The organism is Chryseotalea sp. WA131a (genome assembly GCA_025370075.1).
Classification (GTDB): domain Bacteria; phylum Bacteroidota; class Bacteroidia; order Cytophagales; family Cyclobacteriaceae; genus ELB16-189.
The window spans coordinates 3,955,936-3,977,000 of record CP073016.1; the positions used below are offsets into that span (position 1 = coordinate 3,955,936).

The following is a 21,065-nucleotide window of genomic DNA, read 5'->3' on the forward strand; positions in this document are numbered from 1 at the left end:
TTAGATTTATGATTTTAGATTTCAGCGTATGCGGTCAGAATCTTTCACCAGCTTTTCGTCTTTCTTAATAAAGCGATTAGCGATCATGTTGCAAATAATGGCCACTATCGGCATAAATAATGCGTAGCCATACGTGCCGGCCACTTGTTGGGTTTTTATCAAGTTGGTGGCCATGTAAACTGCGGCAACCATGCTCCCAGCCATTAATACCGAGTTGAGCAACCCCAGTTTTAACTGCAACATCCGATTGCTAAATCTTGTGATAGAGGTAATACATACCGTGGCGGCAGCAATGGCCAACATGGCAGTAATTGAATAGGGAAAATAGAAAGTGTTAGCCGTTTCTCCATTTTTTACGGTGTAGTGAAGTGGAAAAAGTGAATGCAATCCTGTTTCGCTTTGCCCGCGCCAGATCGGAAAAAAGATCATGGCTATTAAACTGAGGGCGGCAATGCCCAGAAATACCGTTTGTTTCCTTTGCCACATAGATAGGTTGCTTTAACTTGCCGACAAAAATAATATGAACAGTGCTTACATCATAGATATTCTTCGCACTCCAATCGGAAAATATGGTGGGACGCTCGCCACCGTGCGGCCCGATGATTTGGCGGCACATGTCATCAAAAAATTGATGGAGCGAAACCCCTCTGTTCACCCTTCTCAAATTGAAGATGTGGTGTTTGGCGCTGCCAACCAAGCAGGTGAAGACAATCGCAATGTTGCTCGTATGGCGTTGTTGCTGGCAGGCTTACCCACTTCTGTGGGAGGTGTTACCGTCAATAGGTTGTGTGCTTCGGGCTTGCAAGCGATTATGGACGCAAGCCGCGGAGTCTTAAATGGTGATGGCGAATTTTATATAGCAGGAGGTGTGGAAAGCATGAGTCGCGCACCGTTTGTGATGGCGAAAGCTGAAGAGCCGTTTTCGCGCAAAGCAGAATTGTACGATACTACGCTGGGCTGGCGATTTGTGAATTCCAAACTTTCAAAATTGTATCATCCCTACTCCATGGGTGAAACTGCCGAGAACGTGGCCGAGAAATGGAAAATCAGTCGTGAGGCGCAAGATCAATTTGCGCTGGCCTCGCAGCAGAAATACGCTAGCGCACATCAAGGAGATAAATTTGCAGAGGAATTAGTTTCAATTTCTATTTCGAAGGGAAAAGAAGTGATTGAATTTAGTAAAGATGAATTTCCACGTGAGACATCATTTGAGAAATTGGCATCGCTAAAACCTGCCTTCAAAGAAAGCGGGAGTGTTACGGCCGGTAATTCATCAGGCATCAACGATGGTGCAGCCGCGTGTTTGATTGCAAGTGAAAACGCTGCAAAGAAAAATAACTTAAACCCACTCGCGCGTGTGGTGTCTATGGCCATTGCTGGAGTAGAGCCTGCCTATATGGGTGTGGGGCCAGTGCCGGCTGTGCAAAAAGCTTTGCTACGGGCAGGTTTAAAAATTTCCGATATTGGATTAGTGGAGCTGAACGAAGCCTTCGCCTCGCAGTCATTAGCTTGCATGCGCGATTTAGAATTAAACCCCGAGATTGTGAATGTAAACGGAGGTGCAATTGCCATTGGCCATCCGCTTGGTTGCAGTGGTGTGCGCATTAGTGCCACGCTTATTCACGAAATGAGAAAGAGAAAAGTGAAGTATGGTTTGGCCACCATGTGCATAGGTGTAGGGCAGGGGGCTGCAATTGTTTATGAATTGATTTAGTTTTCGGAATTCATCGCCACAGATTCACAGATTGAACAAATAATGTAAATCTGTGAATAGGTGGCTAAATAACTTTACCAACATTTAATTATTTATGAAAACAACCATCACTCTTCTTTTTATTTTTTCTTGTGCGGTATTGTTCGCGCAAGTCCAAAACCGAGGATCGCTCGATCCCAAAGTGACCGAAGTATGGGAGCCCAAAGCAAAAAAAGTAACTCTAAGTGGAGGTGCTGGCGATGCGCCTTCTGATGCTATTTTACTTTTTAGTGGAAAAGATTTGAACGAGTGGACTTTATTGGATGGCTCTCCTGCAAAATGGGAAGTGAAAGATGGTTCGTTCACGGTTGTGAAAGGCACGGGTGATATCAAAACGAAAAAAGTTTTTGGTGATATTCAGCTTCATATCGAATGGAGAAGCCCAGCGGTGATAGAGAGCGAAGGCCAAGGCCGAGGAAACAGTGGTATTTTTCTGCAAGAGCGCTACGAATTGCAAGTATTGGATAGCTATGAAAGCCAGACCTATCGCAACGGGCAAGCAGGCGCTATTTACAAACAGCATGGTCCGTTGGTGAATGCCACACGCAAGCCAGGCGAATGGCAAACATACGATGTGATTTACAATGCCCCTCGATTTAATGAGAATGGCGAGGTAGTGATTCCAGCTTATATTACCGTTTTGCACAATGGCATAATCATTCAAAACCATTCTGAAATCAGAGGCCCCACTGAATTTAAAGGCCTACCTGTTTATGTTTCACATGGAAAGGCTTCTCTTCAACTTCAAGACCATGGAAACCCAGTGAGTTATCGAAATATTTGGGTGAGGGAGTTGTAACCCACGCGTTGTAAAATGAGCACAGGAAACAATATGTAAGATTTTCTGGCGTTACGCATTTTTATCGCGCTGAGTAAGGCCTATCTTTCATCCCGATACCAACCTTTTCCATGCTTCGCTCAAACCTTAGGCTTATTCTTCGGCAGCTCAGAAACATCTATTCCTATTTGAATTTGCTTGGTCTGACGCTGGGCTTTATTGTGTTTACCCTGATATTTTTTTGGGTAAATGACGAGTTGAGCTTTGATGTTTTTCACACGCAGCATAGGGATATCTTTCGCGTGATTAACACCCAAACCGGTGAAGCAGGCAAACAAACAAAACTCGCGACAATCTGCGCCCCACTAGCTGAGTACCTCAAGGCAAATTTTCCCGAAGTTCAAGCAACGTGCCGGGCAAGGCAGACTCAGTTCTTTTTGAAATACGGAGAAGGGGGTTTTTATAAATTTGGCATGGCAGCCGACCCTAGTTTTTTTGAAGTCTTTTCTTTTCCCCTGATGAGAGGGAACTTGGATGATTTCAAAGAAGGTGTTGACAAAATTATTATATCTGATAGGCTTGCGAAAATCTTTTTTGGATCTGAAGATCCGCTAGGGAAAACATTCATTATCGCCAACCGAGACGTGGAAGTGGTGGGCGTGATGAAAGATGTTCCAACTAACTCGCAATTGCAGTTTGATTACGTTATGCCAATAAAGTTTTTAGAAGCAATACAAATGTTTCAGTTGGAAGATTGGAATTTCTATTTTTTACAAACCTACTTACGAGTTGATAGAAATGCTGGTACGGATTTATCTAAGAAGATAGTTGATGTCATTAGGAAAAATAGCAACGACAGAAACACCATGCTCAGTTTACAACCGATGGCTGATATTCACCTCAAGTCGGGTGACATCAGTTCTGATTGGCAAGGCAAGGGTGATATAATGTATGTGTATTTGTTTGCTGCAATAGCTGTGGTTGTTTTGCTGATAGCGGGAATCAATTATTCAAATTTGGCCACTGCCCGTGCTATTAAGCGATCGAAAGAAGTTGGCGTGCGCAAGGTTCTTGGCTCTAACCGTGTTCAGTTGGCCGTTTACTATTTTTTTGAATCTCTTGTATATGCAGTTGTTGCGTTTACTTTGGCGGTCGGTGCTTGTTGGCTGCTATTGCCTCCTTTTAACAGTATGGTCGACAAGCAAATAACTTTCGAGCTTTTTAAGCTTAGTATCATTGGGCCATTGCTGCTTTCGATAATGCTATGTGCTTTTTTCGGTGGTATTTATCCTGCATTGTTCCTTTCAGCACAAAACCCAACGCAGGTATTAAAGGGTGCTGTTGTAGGTGGTAAAAGAACCATTTCGCTCAGACGGGCGCTAGTGATTGGCCAGTTTGTGATTAGCGCAACTCTTTTGGTCGGCATGTTGGCGGTTCGAGAGCAAATGGTGTTTATTCAAAACAAAGACCTTGGTTTTGACAAAAAAGATGTGATTGAGTTTACCATGATCCGTAAGATAAGGTCAAACTACGGTACCATAAAAAATGAATTACTGGCAATACCCGGTATCCAAGCGGTTACGGCATCAAGCGAGAGCATATCGGTAAACGAAAGTTGGACTGACGAATTTGATTGGGCTGGCAAAGACCCCAACAGTAAACCTATTTTTTACCAAATGGCAGTTGACCATGATTTTGTGAAGTTTAATCAAATACAGGTGGTTGCAGGCAGAGATTTTTCTCCTGACGCAATATCCGATTCTACTGCAGTCATGATCAATGAAGAAGCATTCAAGCAGATGGGTATTAAGGAGGTAATCAATCAACGGGTTAAACTGCATGGCGTAAATTATACAATCGTGGGGGTGGCCAAAAATTTTCATTTTACTTCAGTCCATAAAAAAATAGAACCATTGATTTTCTTTATTGACCCAACATCGCTTTTTCAAATTGCGATCAAACTATCACCCGACCGACAGGAAGAGCAGATTAAGGCAGCGGAAAAGGTTTTTAAGAAATTTACCCCTGAAAGGCCATTTGACTATGTTTTTCTGGATGCGCAAATCGCCAAGAATTATAAGACAGAGAAGCGCGTTGAAAAAATCTTCAAATATTTTGCTGGCCTTGCGGTATTCATTTCGTGTCTCGGTTTGCTGGGTATAGTGTTGTTTGTTTCTGAGCAGCGGGCTAAGGAAATAGCTGTGCGAAAAGTTTTAGGTGCGCCTGTTTTCAAACTTGTTGAGTTGCTGACCAAGGAGTACTTTATCATGGCAATTGTTGGAGTTTTGATAGCTGCACCCCTGGTTTATTTTGGACTGAAGAGTTGGCTTGATACATTCGCTTACAAAATCGACATTGGGATTCAACTCTTTTTGATGGGAGGTGGAATAACTGTTTGCCTTGCATGGACAACCGTAGCTTACCGCGCATTTCGAGCTGCAAGCGAAAATCCAATCAAAAATTTACGCAACGAATAGCTTTAAGATAGGTGACTTTGTTCTTTTGACTATTTTTACGCTTTACTTCGGTTGTGTTTTTCATGCGCTACTTTTTCGAAATCTCCTACAGCGGCACTCACTACCATGGCTGGCAAAACCAAAAGAATGCAGTGGGCGTACAGCAGATCGTGGAGGATTGCCTTTCAAAGGTTTTTCGCCAATTGGTGGAAGTTGTTGCCAGTGGGCGAACAGATACTGGCGTTCACTGTGTGCAACAGTTTTTTCATGCAGATATTGACCGAGAGTTTGACACGAAACTTTACTTGCAAAAGCTCAACTCCATTCTTCCAAACGATATTGCCATTCGCTCTATTATCCCCGTAAAGGAAGGTGCCCATGCCCGCTATGACGCATACGAGCGCGCCTATGAGTATAAAATCACCCGCACAAAAAATCCATTGTTGATTGGGCAGGCCTATTATTTTTTTAAACCTATCGATATCAAAACCATCAACCACGCGGCCGCATTGTTGATGGGCGAGCATGATTTTGAGTGCTTCAGTAAGGTGAAGACCGATGTAAATCACTTTATTTGTGAAATAAAGAAAGCCCATTGGAATCAAAACGGTGACATGCTTGTTTTCACGATCGTGGCAAACCGGTTTTTGAGAGGGATGGTGCGGGCAATTGTAGGAACTTTGTTGGATGTGGGCAGTGGTAAAACATCGCTAGAAGACTTTAAAAGCATTTTAATAAGTAAAGACAGAAAAAAAGCGGGCATGAACGTGCCGCCTGAAGGGTTGTATTTGATAAGCGTAAAGTATCCTAAAAATATATTTATAAACTAATAGTGCTCCAAAGATATCAACCTAAACTTCCAAGGTCTTTTCAAACCGACCTTGGAAGTTTAACGATTGCGTGCCTTAGCATCTTTGCAGCTAGAAATCTAACAGCATAAATCTTAATTTCTGTTGATGGAAAAAGAAAAAGTAAGCAGCGGCAACATCATCGACTTCAAGGTGCTTAAACGCATCCTGAAATTTGTAACTCCCTACAAAGGCAGGTTTTACTTGGTGGTGGGGTTTACTTTTTTGTTGGGCATACTCACACCACTTCGGCCATTGTTAATTCAACACACACTCGATAAGCACGTGCAATACGGAAACTATTGGGGCATGGTCAACGTCATGTTGTTGATATTGGGATTATTGGTGATCCAGTCGGTGGTGCAATACGTGCACACCTATGTTTCGGGTCGAATCGCGCAGTTTGTAATTCGTGATTTACGCATTCAACTGTACGAGCACCTCATTAATTTACGTCTTCGGTTTTTTGATAAGACCCCTATTGGCAGGTTGGTAACGCGTACCATTTCGGATGTAGAAACACTGGCAGATGTTTTTAGCGAAGGCTTGGCCGCTATGGCGAGCGATTTGTTGCAAATCATTTTCATTTTAGCTTTTATGTTTTGGATTGACTGGCGATTGACGCTGGTAAGTTTGTCCACCATACCACTTATGCTACTTTCTACTTACGTATTCAAGGAAAAAATTAAAGTGGCTTTTAATGATGTGCGCAATGCCGTATCGAATCTGAATGCCTTTGTGCAAGAGCATATCACAGGCATGAATGTGGTACAAATCTTTGGTAGCGAAAAAAGAGAGTTTGAAAAATTCAATGACATTAATAAAGAACATCGCGATGCCAACTTGCGCTCGGTACTCTACTATTCTGTTTATTTTCCGGTAGCCGAAATCATAGCTGCCATGGGCACTGGTTTGTTGGTGTGGTATGGGGCGAAAGGTGTTATCAACATGGAAGCCACGGGCATCACCATTGGCAAATTAGTTTCCTTCATCATGTTTATCCAATTGTTCTTCCGGCCTATCCGCATGATTGCCGATCGGTACAATACCTTGCAAATGGGCATTGTGGGTTCTTCGCGCATCATCAACTTGATAGACGACAAAGCCGATGTAATGCCGGATGGAACGCAGTCACCTGAAAACATAAAAGGAGAAGTAATTTTTAAAAACGTATGGTTTGCTTACAACGATGACAATTATGTGTTGCGCGATGTGAACTTGGAGATAAAATCAGGTGAAACCATTGCTTTGGTGGGGGCAACGGGTGCGGGTAAATCATCCATCATTAACTTGCTCAATCGATTTTATGAAATCAATGGTGGATCAATTTTAGTAGATGGCATCGACATCAAAGATTTTAAGCTGGCATCGCTACGGAAAAATATTGGTGTGGTACTGCAAGATGTATTTTTATTTTCGGATACCATCCGAAACAACATCACATTGGGCAATGATGAGGTAACAGACGAAATGATTTTACATGCAGCCGATTTGGTGGGAGCAAGAAAGTTTATCGACCGATTGCCGGGAGGGTTGGATTACAATGTGATGGAGCGTGGTGCCACTTTATCAGTTGGCCAGCGACAACTTCTATCGTTTATCAGAGCCATGGTATATGAACCCAAAATTTTGGTATTGGATGAAGCCACCTCTTCGGTAGATAGCGAAACGGAACAAATGATTCAGGATGCCATCGGAAAAATGATGAGCGGACGAACCTCGATTGTGATTGCCCATCGCCTGTCAACCATTCAAAAGGCAGATAAAATAGTAGTGCTTGATAAGGGCGAGATAAAGGAAGCCGGCAAGCATGAGCAATTGTTAGAGCATCAGGGCTTCTATGCGCAGCTCTATAAAATGCAATATAAAGAAGTAGGTTAGCATTCAACAGTCTCCATGATTGATACCGGTACTGATTGCCTTTATTGTGATCACCTTGACATCTTTACCAACCGCATTTTTAACAGCCATTATGGACTATGTTTTGAGCCGTCAACCCCTAAATTGGCAATCGTCTCAATTACTCTTGCAAACCCCTTATTTTTTCTTTTACAAGAACATTGAATGATTGCCCATTGCCTCTAATGGGTAATCGGTCAAAAAAAATGCTCTCAACGGTTTTCGGAGTGGAGATGTGGTGGATTTAGCATGAAAGTTTCTTAGAATTTCTTTGAAAATGTTTTTTTTTGTCCGGCATTTCCTTGAGCCAATTTTCCATAATATTTCACTCCGTTGATATCTAAATGTTTAGTCCACCATAAATAACTGTAATCCAGCCCTGCAACTAAGGAATGTTTATCTAATGATTGCTCTACCCATTCTTTTGGACAAGGCCTCTGCGTTTAAAAATTACGGACTAATGAATGTCTAAAGTTATCGTCTGCAACGGCCTTTATTCGGGTCAAAGTGCGCTTCCCAAGCCCCGTTTGCGTAAAAAGTTTCTTTAATGGCAATTAAACCAAACTGTCTTCGGAACGTCTAACCAAAATAAAATTTAAGAAATAATGAAAAACGCAATTCTATTAATAACTATTTTTCTTGCTTTTCTTTCGTGTAAAAAAGATGATACCACACCTTCCCCACCTGCCGATAAACCAAGCGAGCAAAAAACAGTCAATCTAACAGTTGACGGAAATGCTAGGGCTTTTATAGTGTATCTTCCGCTCGGATATAACAACGCGGGCAAAATGCCCCTCCTATTTGTATTGCATGGTCAAGGTGGCACAAACACAGGAATGATTGAAATTGCAGATTTTAGGCCAATCGCAGATGCGGAGAAGGTGGTAGTGATTTATCCACAAGGCATAGAAAAAGTCTGGAATGACGGCCGGCCCGTGGCAGCAAATCAAATGGGTATAAACGATGTGAGTTTTTTTAGCCAATTAATAGACTATGCTGTAGCAAACTACAGTACAGATGCCTCCAAGGTGTATGCCACAGGGCTATCGAGTGGCGGATTTATGTCCACCCGTTTGGCCTGTGAACTTAGTACTAGAATTGCAGCAATAGCTGCGGTAGGGGCTTCAATCGAGGCCAACAGCATTTTCCCAAACTGCAATCCGTCAAAGCCTACACCTGCAATTTATATTCATGGTACTTCAGACCCTTTGGTGCCGTTTGATGGAGGTGCTATTGCTGGCTCTGGTGACAAAGGTGGATTTTGTGTTTCTCACCAAGAAGCACTTTCAAAATGGGTTTCGATAAACAAATGTAATTCAACACCGCAGCTTTCAACTCTTCCAGACATTGCCGCTGATGGTACTACTATCACTAAAAGAGCCTACACGGACGGAATAGACGGAACCCAGGTAGTTGGTTACGAAGTAATAAACGGAGGCCATACATGGCCACAGGGCTATCAATATGCCCCAGCGTTATTGGTTGGAAAAACCAGTCAAGATATGAACGCGTGTGAAGTGATATGGGCATTCTTCAAACAATTTAAACGATAAAAAAAACATTTAAAGGGGTTTGGCAAGTGATGTTAAAAACCTATACTTATAATCAAATCAAAAACTTACCAATTTTAAGACCATGAAAAAAGTAATATGCTATGTTCAATTATTAGTTGTCGCAATTTTGTTTTCGCTGTCGTCCTGTAAGAAAGACGATAACACACCTTCCCCGCCTGCCGATAAACCAAGCGAGCAAACTACCATTAATCTAACGGTTGACGGAAAGGCAAGAAACTTTATCGTTTATCTACCCATTGGTTACAACAATGCTGGCAAAATGCCCATGATCTTTTCTATCCATGGAGGAAATGGAACTGCAGATGGAATGATAAAGATTGCCGATTTCAGAACCATTGCCGACAAAGACAAGGTGGTTTTAGTGTACCCATCGGGAATTGAAAAGAATTGGAACGATGGCCGGCCTACTACTCCCAATCAACAGGGTATTAACGATGTGAGCTTTTTCAACCAAATGTGCGATTACATGATTGCCAATTACTCAGTGGATGGAACAAAAATCTATGCAACCGGAATTTCAAATGGCGGGTTTATGTCGTCTCGATTGGGTTGTGAACTAAGCAATCGGATAGCCGCCATTGCGGTAGATGCCGCAACAATAGAAGCTACCACCATTGCACCTAGTTGTAACCCCGGCAGGCCTGTTCCTGCAATCTACATTCATGGCACAACTGACCCTCTTGTTCCATTCGTAGGAGGGCAAATGACAGCGGGCGGAACAGCTGGTGGCACAATTCTATCGCATTTTCAAGCGGTGGACAAGTGGATAAGCATAAATGCTTGCAGCACCGCACCCACTATAACCGATTTGCCCGATATTGCTAACGATGGAACCACCATTACTCAAAGAATCTATTCTGGAGGAACAAATGGAAGCGAGGTAGTAAGTTACGTTATATTAAATGGAGGGCACACTTGGCCTCAAGGATATCAATATCTTCCCGAAGCCATTATAGGAAAGACAAGCCAAGATATGAATGCGTGCGAAGTGATATGGACATTTTTCAAAAGATTTAATCGATAAATAGGATGAAAGCATTATTGCAAGCGATGGTTTTTTGCTATGCCACCAGAAGTTAAAAATCTGAGCTGTTGATTAGTTCAAAAGCCAATTAAAAAATGAAATGTTAATTTTAAATCATGGGAAGAAAAATAGGTTATGCTCAAATATTTTTAAGCGCAATTTTGATTTCACTATTGTCGTGTAAAAATGACGAAACCACGCCTGCCCCACCACCTGATAAACCAAGCGAGCAAACTACCATCAATCTAACGGTTGACGGAAGAGCGAGAAACTTTATAATTTATCTGCCCATTGGTTACAACAATGCCGGCAAAATGCCCATGATTTTTTCTATTCACGGAGGAAATGGAACAGCTGCAGGTCAGATAAAATTAGCCAATTTTTTACCCATTGCCGATAGAGACAAAGTGGTTCTGGTTTTTCCATCCGGAATTGATAAAAACTGGAATGATGGCCGACCTACTACTCCCAATCAACAGGGTATAAATGATGTGAGCTTTTTCAACCAAATGTGTGATTATATTATCGCTAATTATCCTGTTAATGGAGCAAGAATATATGCCACAGGAATTTCAAATGGCGGGTTTATGTCGTCTCGATTGGGTTGTGAACTAAGCAATCGGATAGCCGCCATTGCGGTAGATGCCGCAACAATAGAAGCTACCACTATTGCACCTAGTTGCAACCCTGGCAGGCCTGTTCCTGCAATCTACATTCATGGCACAACTGACCCTCTTGTTCCATTCGTAGGAGGGCAAATGACAGCTGGGGGAACAGCAGGCGGCACGGTTTTGTCACATGTTCAAGCCATAGATAAATGGGTAAGTATAAATGGTTGTAACACAACACCGACCATAACTGATTTGCCCGATATTGCTAACGATGGAACCACCATTACTCAAAGAATCTATTCTGGAGGAACAAATGGAAGCGAGGTAGTAAGTTACGTTATATTAAATGGAGGGCACACTTGGCCTCAAGGCCCTCAATATTTGCCCGAAGCCATTATAGGAAAGACAAGCCAAGATATGAATGCGTGCGAAGTGATATGGACATTTTTCAAAAGATTTAATCGATAAATAGGATGAAAGCATTATTGCAAGCGATGGTTTTTTGCTTTGCCACCAGTATGGTCTGCGGGCAAATTGATTACTCTATTAACGGAAAGTATTCTCCTGGTGTGATTGAATTTAAAAATTGCACGGACGCAATCCGAGGAAGAAATATTCCAATTAAAGTGCATTACCCCCTCGAGAAAGGGCTGTATCCATTGATTATCATTTCGCACGGAGCAGGGGGCGATTGGGATACCCATTTTGCGTTGGCTCATCACTTGGCCACTCAAGGCTATGTTGTTTTTTGCCTTGAACACATTGGCAGTAATACCAAAATGCTGAAAAGAAGTATTCGCATTTTTAAAAACTTACGCGATATGATACATGATGGCAAAGAGGTTTTAGGGAGGCCACAGGATGTTAGTTTTGCGATTGATCAGGCAATTAGTTGGAACGAATCCATCGAACCTTTAAAGCATAAAATAGATACCCAGAACATTGGCGTATTAGGTCATTCATTCGGGGCATACACAAGCATGGTGATTGCCGGCATGAAGCCCGCGTTAGATTGGCTTGAACCAAGAGCTGTCTACGGCAATGGCCTTGGAAAAGATGCCAAAGATAAACGGGTTAAGGCTTGTGTAGCATTGTCTCCCCAAGGCGTTGGAGAACCCTTTTTTAAAAAGGAAAGTTTCTACACTCTGTCGACACCTTTGCTTGGAATTTCAGGAACAGAAGATAAACAACAAGGGGGCATACCACCCATGAATAGGTATGAGGCCTTTGAATTTTGGAGCAGCACTGGAAACAATGTTTTTGTATGGCTAACCAATGCCCATCATTTGGATTTTACTGACAGCGAGGGCGGAGAAACCCACGGGATGAAATCAAAAAACAGAAAGGAAGTGCAAAAGGTGGTAAGAGCAGCCACACTCATGTTTTTTAACCAGCATTTGAAAAACGATGCCCTTTCAAAAAAGTTTATCAATACAGATGGCTTGAAACCCTATTTAAGCGGAAATGTGAATGCGGTTGAAGTTAGGTCAAAATGATCTGTATTTTCTCAAGCAGCGTAAATAACTCTGCTTTTTAGGTTTAGTAGTATCCAATGAATAACATGTGGATAGTTGCTAATTGCAACACAAATGTTGGTGAAAAACGCCTGAAAGGAACTTCTTCAAATCGCCTCTCCCGACCTTTAACAATACACATCAATTATCTGGCGCGGTGTGCACTTCTAAATTTACCCTTTCCCCAGCGATATTCATATCTAATTTCTTGCGTCTATTCCGACTTTAAACTCTCCACCGGATTTCGTTTAGAAGCCCGAAACGTTTGTGAGCCGATAGTGATTAAGCCCAAACCTAACAAGACAACTATTCCCAACAAGACAGTCCCGAACCCAAATTCAACTCTGTTGGGAAAATGCTGAAGCCAAAGATTGTTAATGAAGTAACTGAAAGGCGCGCCAATACCTATTGACACTAGTAGCATTTTCAAAAATCCTTTTGAAAGCCACAGTGCAACACTCAAATCGCCCGCGCCCATCACCTTCCTAATACCAATCTCCTTGCTTTTACGCTCGGTGGTGTAAGTTGCCATTCCCAATAACCCCAAGCAGGCAATGCTGATAGCCAAGAATGCAAAAGAGCTGATTATTGAAACAATATCCACAAAACCCTGATTGGTTTCGGCTAGTTGCTCATCGTAGAATTGATAATCTAACGGGTGAATCGGATCCAGCTTTTTCCATGCTTCTTCCAGACGAGCTATTGTCTCTGTTCGATCAATCGATACGATTTTCAAATTTGCGTAGCGAAAGCTGGATGGGTGATTGTGAATCATTATGGGGGCAATGACTTCTTGCTCACTCGGCATACGAAAACGAAAATCTTGAACCACACCAACTACTTCCACCGTTTCTTTACTGCCATGTTGTTCCATCAGTTCACCAACTATTTCTGATGGATGTTGATAACCTAGTTTTTGTACTGCCGATTCATTCAAAAGAATAAACCGATTGCTCGCGTGACTTGAATCTGGCAAATTTTTACCCGCTATGATCTTGAGTTCAAGGGTTTCCATGAATTTATCATCAGTCACCAATACTGTCACTCCTAGATAGTCTTTTTCGCTACCTGCTATTTTTATTGCTGTGTTATTCTGCGTACCTGTGGCTGGCAAGTAATCACAAGCTGAAATAGAAGCAACGCCTGGAATTTTACTTAGCTCATTGGAGACTTTTGAATACTCATTGCCTTGCAACTTCACATTGACGATCTGCTTCGCATTAAAACCGTAGTCAATGGCCAGATGATGCTTGAACTGATTGTACAACAAGATGGACGTGGTAATAAAAAAAAGCGAAACAATAAATTGAGACATACTTAAGAACTTTTGCATGCCCCATTTCTTAGAAGGCAGACTTTCTTTTTTCTGAATCGCTAAAATTGGTTGAAGCCTAGACAAGCGGAAGGCGGGATAAATTCCTGCCAATAGCCCAACCAATAACGCAAACAAAATGAAATAGAGATAGACATGGATGCTATCATGTAATTCAAAATTCAAATAGTTATTGACCCACAAGCCTTTGAATGCCGGTTTTACAAACAACAACAAAATCATAGCGAGTACTAAAGAGAGTAACGAAATCAAAATGGATTCACTCAAAAACTGAAAAATCAAATCTTTTCGCCTCGCGCCTGTCACTTTTCGAACACCAATCTCCTTCGCGCGAGTGAGTGCCCTTGCCGTTGATAGGTTGGTGTAATTCACACCTGCCGATAGCATGATGGCAAGTGCCAGAAAAGATAAGAAATAATACACTTCAATGGGCAAGCTAAAACTGATGGGATTGCCCACAAATATTCCTGGCTTAATGTCCATTAGATTCTGAGCAACTAGCTTCAAGTCTTTTAGTTCTGCATTGTCCTCGTACTTTCGGGCAGTGAGGTCATTCAAAGCGGTTGTTAAATCTTCAGATTTGTTTTCAGAATGAAGAAGTACATACGAGTAGCAGTTAGAATACTCTTGCCAGTTATCTGTCATGTCCTTAAACTTTCCATCCACGGCAAGCGATTTGACGGAAGAGCTCGAGATCAACACGCCAAACTGTATGTGCGACTTATATTTCTGTGCATCAATCACTCCGGTGATTGTAAAAATTCCCCAATTGGAAGGAGTGGTTTCTCCCTCCACCTTCAGATGGCTTAAGCCACGGTTGGTGAACTCAACTGTCTTTCCAATGGGCTCTTCTCCATTGAATAATCGGTGGGCGATTTCAGTCGTGATAATCATGGACTGGGGCAAAGACAAAGCATTTTGCTTGTTCCCTTTCTCCAATTCAAAACTGAACACGTCAAAGAAAGAAGCATCAGCAAAAAATCCACGCATCTCTATGGCCTTTTGTTGATAGATGGCATCTCCACCAACACCGGGCACTAAATGGGTGGCATCGGTAATGATTGGGTAGTCAGATTTGATGGAACTTGCGAGTGGAAAAGGGCTAGAGGCATTTGGCTTTAACGACTTTGGTATTTTTGTGAGTACCCGATAGATGTTATCTTTCTTTTTGTGAAACCGATCATAACTTTTTTGATCGGCCAACATCAAAATGATGAGCATACACACCGACATGGCTACTGCCAAGCCAAATACATTTATGAATGAGAATACCTTATACTTTAAGATATTCCTCCACCCGATTGTAAAATAACTCTTGATCATACCGTAGTTATTTAAATTTTTATATCCTTCTATTGGTCTTATAATACTTGGCCTAAAGAGCAGCAGTACATCGATGATAAATTTTATATCTGCCTTTCGCTTGCCTATCTTATTCACTCGCTGTTGATACACTTCTATCAAATCCCCTTCGATATGATCGAGCAACTTCGGGTGGCAGTACCATCGGAAGAAGCGGAGGGGGAGGCGGGGAGCATTCGTTTTCATTCTGACTTTAGACTGTTCACTGGGTTTGACAGAGCTGCTTTGATGGATTGATAAGCAACAGTTGCTAATGCAATGGAGAGCAGAGAAAAACCTGTGATTGCGAAAATTGAAATGTTTATGTCCGTGCGGAAAGGATAGCTCTCTAAGAATTTGGTTGCAGCCAACCATGCGATTGGAAACCCGATAAGTATGGAAATACATACAAGCACAACAAAATCTTTGCACAGCAATGCCGTCAACTGCGAAACGGATGCCCCCAAAACTTTGCGGATGCAAATTTCTTTTGTCCTACGTTCAGCAGTGAAGGAAGCCAACCCAAATAAGCCAAGACATGAAATGAAAACCGCAATGCTCATAAAGGCTGTTGAAAATTTACCAATAAGTAATTCATTCTTGTACTGTTGATTAAATGAATCATCCAAGAATGTATATTCCATAGGGAAATCTGGTTCCAGTTTTTTGTATGAGGCTGCTACATGACTCATTACTTCTTGCAAGTGATGTTTCTTGTAATGGATAAAAATCCGATTTGAATTTTCTGGCCGCATACTAATTATCACGGGCTGTATGGCCTGATCAAGGCCTTTGCTGTGAAAGTCTTTCACCACGCCAATGATCATTCCCTTACGATCCACTTTTAGCATTTCTCCAACGGGGTGAGTAAGATGCATTCTTCTGGCTGCCTCTTCATTAATTATGAAATTGGTAGTGTCAGAATCGATTTCAAGTGAAAAGTCTCTTCCTTCTATCAAATCGAATTTAAAGGCGGAAAGAAAATCGACATCACAGAAAAGCCACTGAAAGCCAACATTATCTTCTTTAGTCTTTCCTCTCCATCCATCATCTCCCATCTCCAATCCATTTTGAATATTCATGGGTTCATCGGCTGCACGCGAAACAGAACTTATTCCAGCATGTCCCGTAATAGCTTGTTTAAAGGCTTCATAGTTTTTGCCAACTTTTCCGTTTGCGTTCAGGTAAAAAACATTTTCCTTATCAAAGCCCAGATTCTTTTCTCGCATGTATTCTATTTGCCGATAGACGACAAGGGCACAAATGATCATTATTACAGAAAGACTAAATTGAAACACAACCAATGCCTTTCGCACGCCAGCACCACCTGAACCAGATAGCCTATCTTTTAAGATTTGAATAGCTTTGTGTGAGGAAAGAAAAAAGGCAGGATAGCTTCCAGCAATCAAACCAGTTAATAAAGTAACTGCGATAAAACTGGGTATTAAAATCGGGTTGGCATAATCAATGGCAATCTTTTTATCTGTCAATAGATTGAAATAGGGGAGAAGTAGATAGACAATCACTAGAGCTCCAAATAATGCTATGAAGGAAATAAAAATGGATTCACTTAGAAACTGTCCGACCAATGATTGACGAGCCGCGCCAATTACTTTACGCACTCCTATCTCTTTAGCGCGGTTGATGGAGCGGGCTGTAGCCAGGTTCATAAAATTCACGCATGCAATCAGCAAGATGAATGATGTGATAAGGCCAAAGCCTTTTATGTAGGCAATCCTTCCTCCTGACTGCTTTCCGTTTTCAAAATTAGAATGAAGATGCCATTCTTTTAAAGGAAATAGAAACAGTTCGACATTGTTGCCCCAACGCGGCCATATTTTTGGATGAGTGATAAGTTTTGAAATCTTCTCATCCATTACAGATTTATCTGTTCCTGATTTAAGTTTTACATAAGTATCACCGCCTGTCCACGCGCCCCACTCCTGATTATAAGGATCACTTTTTGCATAGATGGAATAGGGAAGAAGGACTTGGAATTGAATGGTGGATTGAGTTGGAAGATCACGAAATACAGCCGTGACCTGCAAGTCAGTTTCATTGTTAACACGAATTGTTTTTCCGAGGGCACTTTCTCCATTGAAATATTTTCTCGCCAGCTTTTCGGAAATCACAACGGAACTAACATCCGGTAACGGATTGATAGGATTACCCTCTACCAAAGAGATTGTAAAAATTTTGAAAAATGAGGCATCTGCATAAGCACCGTCCTCAAAGAATGATTTATTTTTATAATGAATCAGCAAGCGACTTCTAAACGTAAAACGTGCGGATTCTTCAACCTCTGGAAACTCCTTTATCCCTTCTGCTAGCCGGCCCGATGTATTAGGAAATGTAAACATCCCATCCGTGTATGACGAGTTTGTACGAAACGTGAAAATTCTTTCCCCGTCTTTATGAAAAGCATCATAAGCAAACTCATCTATTACCCAAAGCAATGTGAAGATACTACAGGCTAAACCTACCGCAAGGCCACTGATGTTGATAAATGAGTACGCTTTTTGTTTCAGCAAATTCCTCCACCCTATCTTTAAATAACTTTTAATCATACCATAGTTGTTTAAGTTTTTATATCCTTCCATTGGTTTGATAATGCTCGGCCTAAAGAGCAGCAGCACATCAATGACAAATTTTACATCAGCCTTTCGCTTGCCCACTTTATTCAATCGCTGCTGATACACTTCTATCAAATCTCCTTCGATATGATCGAGCAACTTCGGATGGCAGTACCAGCGGAAGAAACGGATGAATATTTTGGGTGGGCTAATCATCGTTGTTCGTTAATGGTTGTTGGTTATTCGTGAGGAAATTTTCGAACAACGATCAACTACCAACCATCAATGATCTCACCTCCAACACTACTTTCGGTATCGCATTCCACAATTCGTCCCGTGTGCTTTTAGAGTAGGCGATTGCCTTTTTGCCAAGAGCTGTTATCTCAAAATACTTGCGCGGTCGGCCTGCCCGCTCTTCAGTTGCTTCGCCATTAGATGATTTGATATAACCTTTGTCTTCCAATCGTATCAAAGCAGTGTGCATCGCGCCCATACTCACGTCACGCGCCAACCGTGCTTCAATTTCGTTTTTGATGGATACACCGTAAGCTTCTTTGTTTAAGATGCCGATGGTAAGCAAAACGATTTCTTCAAATTCACCCAGATAATATTTTTTCATTCGAATGGTTTAATATTATCTAAATGTAGGAATAATAATCGTGCCAAACGAAATGTGTTGTTTATTTCAATGAATTTGAGAGTTAGTCAATTAGTTTTTGTTCGAGTTCGCACACTAGATGATCGACTGCGAGCGAGTTTGCGTGGCTTTTTGTCATCACTTTGAACTGGGAATCTTTTACTGATTTCACTCCGTTTTCAAATTATTCACCGGGTTCGTCAATGCTGCTCTCACTGCCTGAAAACTCACCGTTATTAATGTGATCACCAAAACACCAATGCCAATTAGCAACAAAAGCCATCCAGAAATAGTAGTATGGTATTCGTATAGTTGTAACCAGCTGTTCATTAAATAATAACCGATGGGAGCTGCCAGTAGGCATGACATTGCTGCGAGGATAACAAAGTCCTTGGAAAGCATTTGCCAAAGACCTGACACGGAAGCTCCCAATACTTTGCGGATGCTAATCTCTTTGATGCGTTGTTCTGCCATGAATGAAGCGAGGCCAAACAAGCCCAAACAGCTAATAAAAATGGCGATTAATGCGAAAATGCTTACCAATTTTCCGACTCGTGCTTCAAAGGAAAACTTTTCTGCGAATTCATCATCTGCAAACTTATATTCGAAGGGCGTGTTCGGATTATGCTTTACAAAAAGGCGATTCAATTCTTCTATAGCCTTACTTGCTCCGGCTTCCGGATTGATCTTAACATTAATGAAGCTTGCCCGATCAGATCGATCCAACACGAAGACTGTTTGCTTATTTGATTCGTAAAGCGATTGCGTAACCATATCCTTTACTACACCGATCACGGTATAGTTTCTGCCGTAAAAGCGAATGGTCTCTCCAATCGGATGTTCTAAACCCATATACTTTACAGCCGCTTCGTTGAGTATAAAAGCAGAAGAGTCGGAAGGGAAGTCTCTGGAAAAATCCCGGCCTTCTTTTATTTTCCAGCCGATGGTCTTCCCAAATTCATAGTCAATCGCACCGCGGTAGATATGACCCGGTGAACTCGGGTCTTTGCCTTTCCATTCATATCCCCAGTCCGACCACCACAGATTTGTTATAGTTGTTTCAGAGGTGGATACTTCGGCAATCGCACCGCTGGTCAACAGTTCATTTCGCAACGCATTGTAATTCTTTTTTACTTCCTGAGTTTGCATGGGTACTGTCACCAGTCCATTCAATTCATAGCCAATAGGTCTGTCTTTAGCAAATTGAATTTGTTGATATACTACGGCAGTGCCAATGGCTAGAATAATCGAGACCGAGAATTGAACTATTACCAACGCTTTGCGCGGAAGGGCTGCATATTTTCCTACCCGGAAAGTTCCCTTTAGTACTTTGATGGGACTGAACGCAGACAAATAAAATGATGGATAGCTACCAGCAAGGAGCGTGATCAACACCGCGAAGGCAGACAGTGCTACCCACAACGATGGGTTTAGCCAATCAGTCCGGATGTTCTTGCTTGCGATTTGGTTGAACCAAGGCAAGAAAAGATGAACCAATAAAATGGCGCAAACAAAAGCCAAAGTTACCACCAGCAATGACTCAATAAAGAATTGGCGGATGAGTTGAACACGACCAGACCCGATTACTTTGCGAACGCCAACTTCTTTGCTACGCTTCAACGAACGTGCCGTGCTCAGATTCATAAAGTTGATACAAGCGAGCAAGACCACAAAAACACCTATCAAGCCGAATAACCAAACAAGCTCAATAAGACCTCCTATATTTACTCCGTCTTTAAAGTCGGAATACAAATGCCATTTCGATAGAGGGTGTAGAAAAAGTTCAGGTTTGAAACGTTTATCATCCTCCTCTACGTTTTTCATTTTGGCATTCTTAATGGCAACCGATGCTTGCTGTATGTCCACATTTTCAGCCAACTGAACAAACACTTGAAGCCAGTTATTGCCCCAGCCAAAACTTCGACCACCTCTATTAACAAGCACTTGAAGTGGAGCAATAAATGCGAGTTCTCCTCTAAATGATGAGTTATCGGGAATATCCTGATACACACCAATCACTTTAAGATCAACACTATTATCAAGTTTCAATACTTTTCCGATCGGGTCATCTGCACCAAAAAAGATACTTGCCGTGGAGGCGGAAAGAAGAAGTGAGCTTGGGTCTTTCAATCCAGAGCTTGTTCCCTTTATCATATCTAGCGATAACAATTCTGGTCCGTACTCTTCCATGAAACAACCTGTTATTGTTATTACTTTTTCTTCCTTCGCCAGAATAGAACTGCTTGCAAAAGAAGACATCACCACATACTTGAAATAGCTTCCATAGCTCTCACGAAGCTCTGGGCCGAGCTGATAAGACTGAGATGAAAAGGTTTCCGTTTTACCATCCTCTGTGTTATTCTGAAGTACGGTTGCCACGGTATCATAGTTTTTCTGGTGTTTGTTGTAGGATAACTCATCATACACCCACAACCCAATCAGTATGGCTACAGTCATACCCAGCGCCAACCCGCTAATGTTGATTAAAGAATACCCTTTGTTGCGGATTAGGTTTCTCCACCCAATTTTAAAATAACTTTGAAACATATCGTAGTTGGTTAAGTATTGTGATCTTGATTTTCTTACCGCGAATGGCCTCAGATAATTTAGGACTTCATACCAGTAATTCAGTTTTGCTTTAAAGGCAGATTTATTTTTAAAGTCTGAATGAAATTTCTCGTCTAAGTCGCCACGCACTTCTTCGGCAAGATCCCTGCGGAGGAA

14 protein-coding genes are annotated in these 21,065 nt (G+C 41.8%); 9 read left to right on the forward strand and 5 right to left on the reverse strand.

Annotated features, from left to right (window positions below):
- Window positions 1-21 precede the first annotated feature (21 nt).
- Window positions 22-486 (reverse strand): DUF4293 domain-containing protein, encoded by a 465-nt coding sequence (locus KA713_18150; GenBank protein UXE66352.1) that lies wholly within the window; start codon window positions 484-486, stop codon window positions 22-24.
- Window positions 487-520: 34 nt separating this feature from the next.
- Here KA713_18150 and KA713_18155 point away from each other — a divergent pair, with 34 nt between their 5' ends.
- The 9 genes from KA713_18155 (at window position 521) to KA713_18195 (ending at window position 12,439) form a co-directional block, all read left to right on the forward strand.
- Window positions 521-1,714: an acetyl-CoA C-acyltransferase gene (locus tag KA713_18155; GenBank protein UXE66353.1), complete on the forward strand. Its 1,194-nt coding sequence runs from the start codon at window positions 521-523 to the stop codon at window positions 1,712-1,714.
- 94 nt (window positions 1,715-1,808) lie between these two features.
- Window positions 1,809-2,552, forward strand: coding sequence for a DUF1080 domain-containing protein (locus tag KA713_18160; protein ID UXE66354.1), 744 nt, complete (start codon window positions 1,809-1,811; stop codon window positions 2,550-2,552).
- Between the two features lie 110 nt (window positions 2,553-2,662).
- Window positions 2,663-5,008 carry an ABC transporter permease gene (locus tag KA713_18165; GenBank protein ID UXE66355.1) on the forward strand — a complete coding sequence of 782 codons (2,346 nt, stop codon included), beginning with the start codon at window positions 2,663-2,665 and terminating at the stop codon, window positions 5,006-5,008.
- A 62-nt stretch (window positions 5,009-5,070) separates the two neighbouring features.
- Complete coding sequence (gene truA / locus KA713_18170) at window positions 5,071-5,817, forward strand: tRNA pseudouridine(38-40) synthase TruA (protein ID UXE66356.1); 747 nt, start codon at window positions 5,071-5,073, stop codon at window positions 5,815-5,817.
- Between the two features lie 126 nt (window positions 5,818-5,943).
- Window positions 5,944-7,716: an ABC transporter ATP-binding protein gene (locus KA713_18175; protein UXE66357.1), complete on the forward strand. Its 1,773-nt coding sequence runs from the start codon at window positions 5,944-5,946 to the stop codon at window positions 7,714-7,716.
- A 623-nt stretch (window positions 7,717-8,339) separates the two neighbouring features.
- Window positions 8,340-9,287, forward strand: coding sequence for a hypothetical protein (locus KA713_18180; GenBank protein ID UXE66358.1), 948 nt, complete (start codon window positions 8,340-8,342; stop codon window positions 9,285-9,287).
- A gap of 82 nt (window positions 9,288-9,369) precedes the next feature.
- Window positions 9,370-10,332, forward strand: coding sequence for a hypothetical protein (locus KA713_18185; GenBank protein UXE66359.1), 963 nt, complete (start codon window positions 9,370-9,372; stop codon window positions 10,330-10,332).
- A gap of 116 nt (window positions 10,333-10,448) precedes the next feature.
- Complete coding sequence (locus tag KA713_18190; protein UXE66360.1) at window positions 10,449-11,411, forward strand: hypothetical protein; 963 nt, start codon at window positions 10,449-10,451, stop codon at window positions 11,409-11,411.
- Window positions 11,412-11,416: 5 nt separating this feature from the next.
- Complete coding sequence (locus tag KA713_18195) at window positions 11,417-12,439, forward strand: hypothetical protein (protein ID UXE66361.1); 1,023 nt, start codon at window positions 11,417-11,419, stop codon at window positions 12,437-12,439.
- Between the two features lie 232 nt (window positions 12,440-12,671).
- On the opposite strand, the gene KA713_18200 is transcribed toward KA713_18195, so the two are convergent.
- The 4 genes from KA713_18200 to KA713_18215 all read right to left on the reverse strand — a co-directional run bounded on the left by KA713_18200 (window position 12,672) and on the right by KA713_18215 (window position 20,888).
- Entirely contained in the window at window positions 12,672-15,338 is a 2,667-nt protein-coding gene (locus tag KA713_18200; protein ID UXE66362.1) for an ABC transporter permease, read from the reverse strand.
- Complete coding sequence (locus KA713_18205) at window positions 15,335-17,920, reverse strand: ABC transporter permease (GenBank protein ID UXE66363.1); 2,586 nt, start codon at window positions 17,918-17,920, stop codon at window positions 15,335-15,337. The genes KA713_18200 and KA713_18205 overlap by 4 nt, the downstream gene beginning before the upstream one ends.
- Before the next feature lie 52 nt (window positions 17,921-17,972).
- Window positions 17,973-18,323, reverse strand: a complete 351-nt coding sequence (locus KA713_18210) for a helix-turn-helix transcriptional regulator (GenBank protein UXE66364.1) — start codon at window positions 18,321-18,323, stop codon at window positions 17,973-17,975.
- 186 nt (window positions 18,324-18,509) lie between these two features.
- Complete coding sequence (locus KA713_18215) at window positions 18,510-20,888, reverse strand: ABC transporter permease (protein UXE69184.1); 2,379 nt, start codon at window positions 20,886-20,888, stop codon at window positions 18,510-18,512.
- Window positions 20,889-21,065: the final 177 nt, after the last annotated feature.

Coding starts and splice junctions, on each gene's coding strand:
- KA713_18150 (UXE66352.1), bottom strand. CDS start 486: ATGTGGCAAAGGAAACAAACGGTATTTCTGGGCATTGCCGCCCTCAGT.
- KA713_18155 (UXE66353.1), top strand. CDS start 521: ATGAACAGTGCTTACATCATAGATATTCTTCGCACTCCAATCGGAAAA.
- KA713_18160 (UXE66354.1), top strand. CDS start 1,809: ATGAAAACAACCATCACTCTTCTTTTTATTTTTTCTTGTGCGGTATTG.
- KA713_18165 (UXE66355.1), top strand. CDS start 2,663: ATGCTTCGCTCAAACCTTAGGCTTATTCTTCGGCAGCTCAGAAACATC.
- truA (UXE66356.1), top strand. CDS start 5,071: ATGCGCTACTTTTTCGAAATCTCCTACAGCGGCACTCACTACCATGGC.
- KA713_18175 (UXE66357.1), top strand. CDS start 5,944: ATGGAAAAAGAAAAAGTAAGCAGCGGCAACATCATCGACTTCAAGGTG.
- KA713_18180 (UXE66358.1), top strand. CDS start 8,340: ATGAAAAACGCAATTCTATTAATAACTATTTTTCTTGCTTTTCTTTCG.
- KA713_18185 (UXE66359.1), top strand. CDS start 9,370: ATGAAAAAAGTAATATGCTATGTTCAATTATTAGTTGTCGCAATTTTG.
- KA713_18190 (UXE66360.1), top strand. CDS start 10,449: ATGGGAAGAAAAATAGGTTATGCTCAAATATTTTTAAGCGCAATTTTG.
- KA713_18195 (UXE66361.1), top strand. CDS start 11,417: ATGAAAGCATTATTGCAAGCGATGGTTTTTTGCTTTGCCACCAGTATG.
- KA713_18200 (UXE66362.1), bottom strand. CDS start 15,338: ATGAAAACGAATGCTCCCCGCCTCCCCCTCCGCTTCTTCCGATGGTAC.
- KA713_18205 (UXE66363.1), bottom strand. CDS start 17,920: ATGATTAGCCCACCCAAAATATTCATCCGTTTCTTCCGCTGGTACTGC.
- KA713_18210 (UXE66364.1), bottom strand. CDS start 18,323: ATGAAAAAATATTATCTGGGTGAATTTGAAGAAATCGTTTTGCTTACC.
- KA713_18215 (UXE69184.1), bottom strand. CDS start 20,888: ATGTTTCAAAGTTATTTTAAAATTGGGTGGAGAAACCTAATCCGCAAC.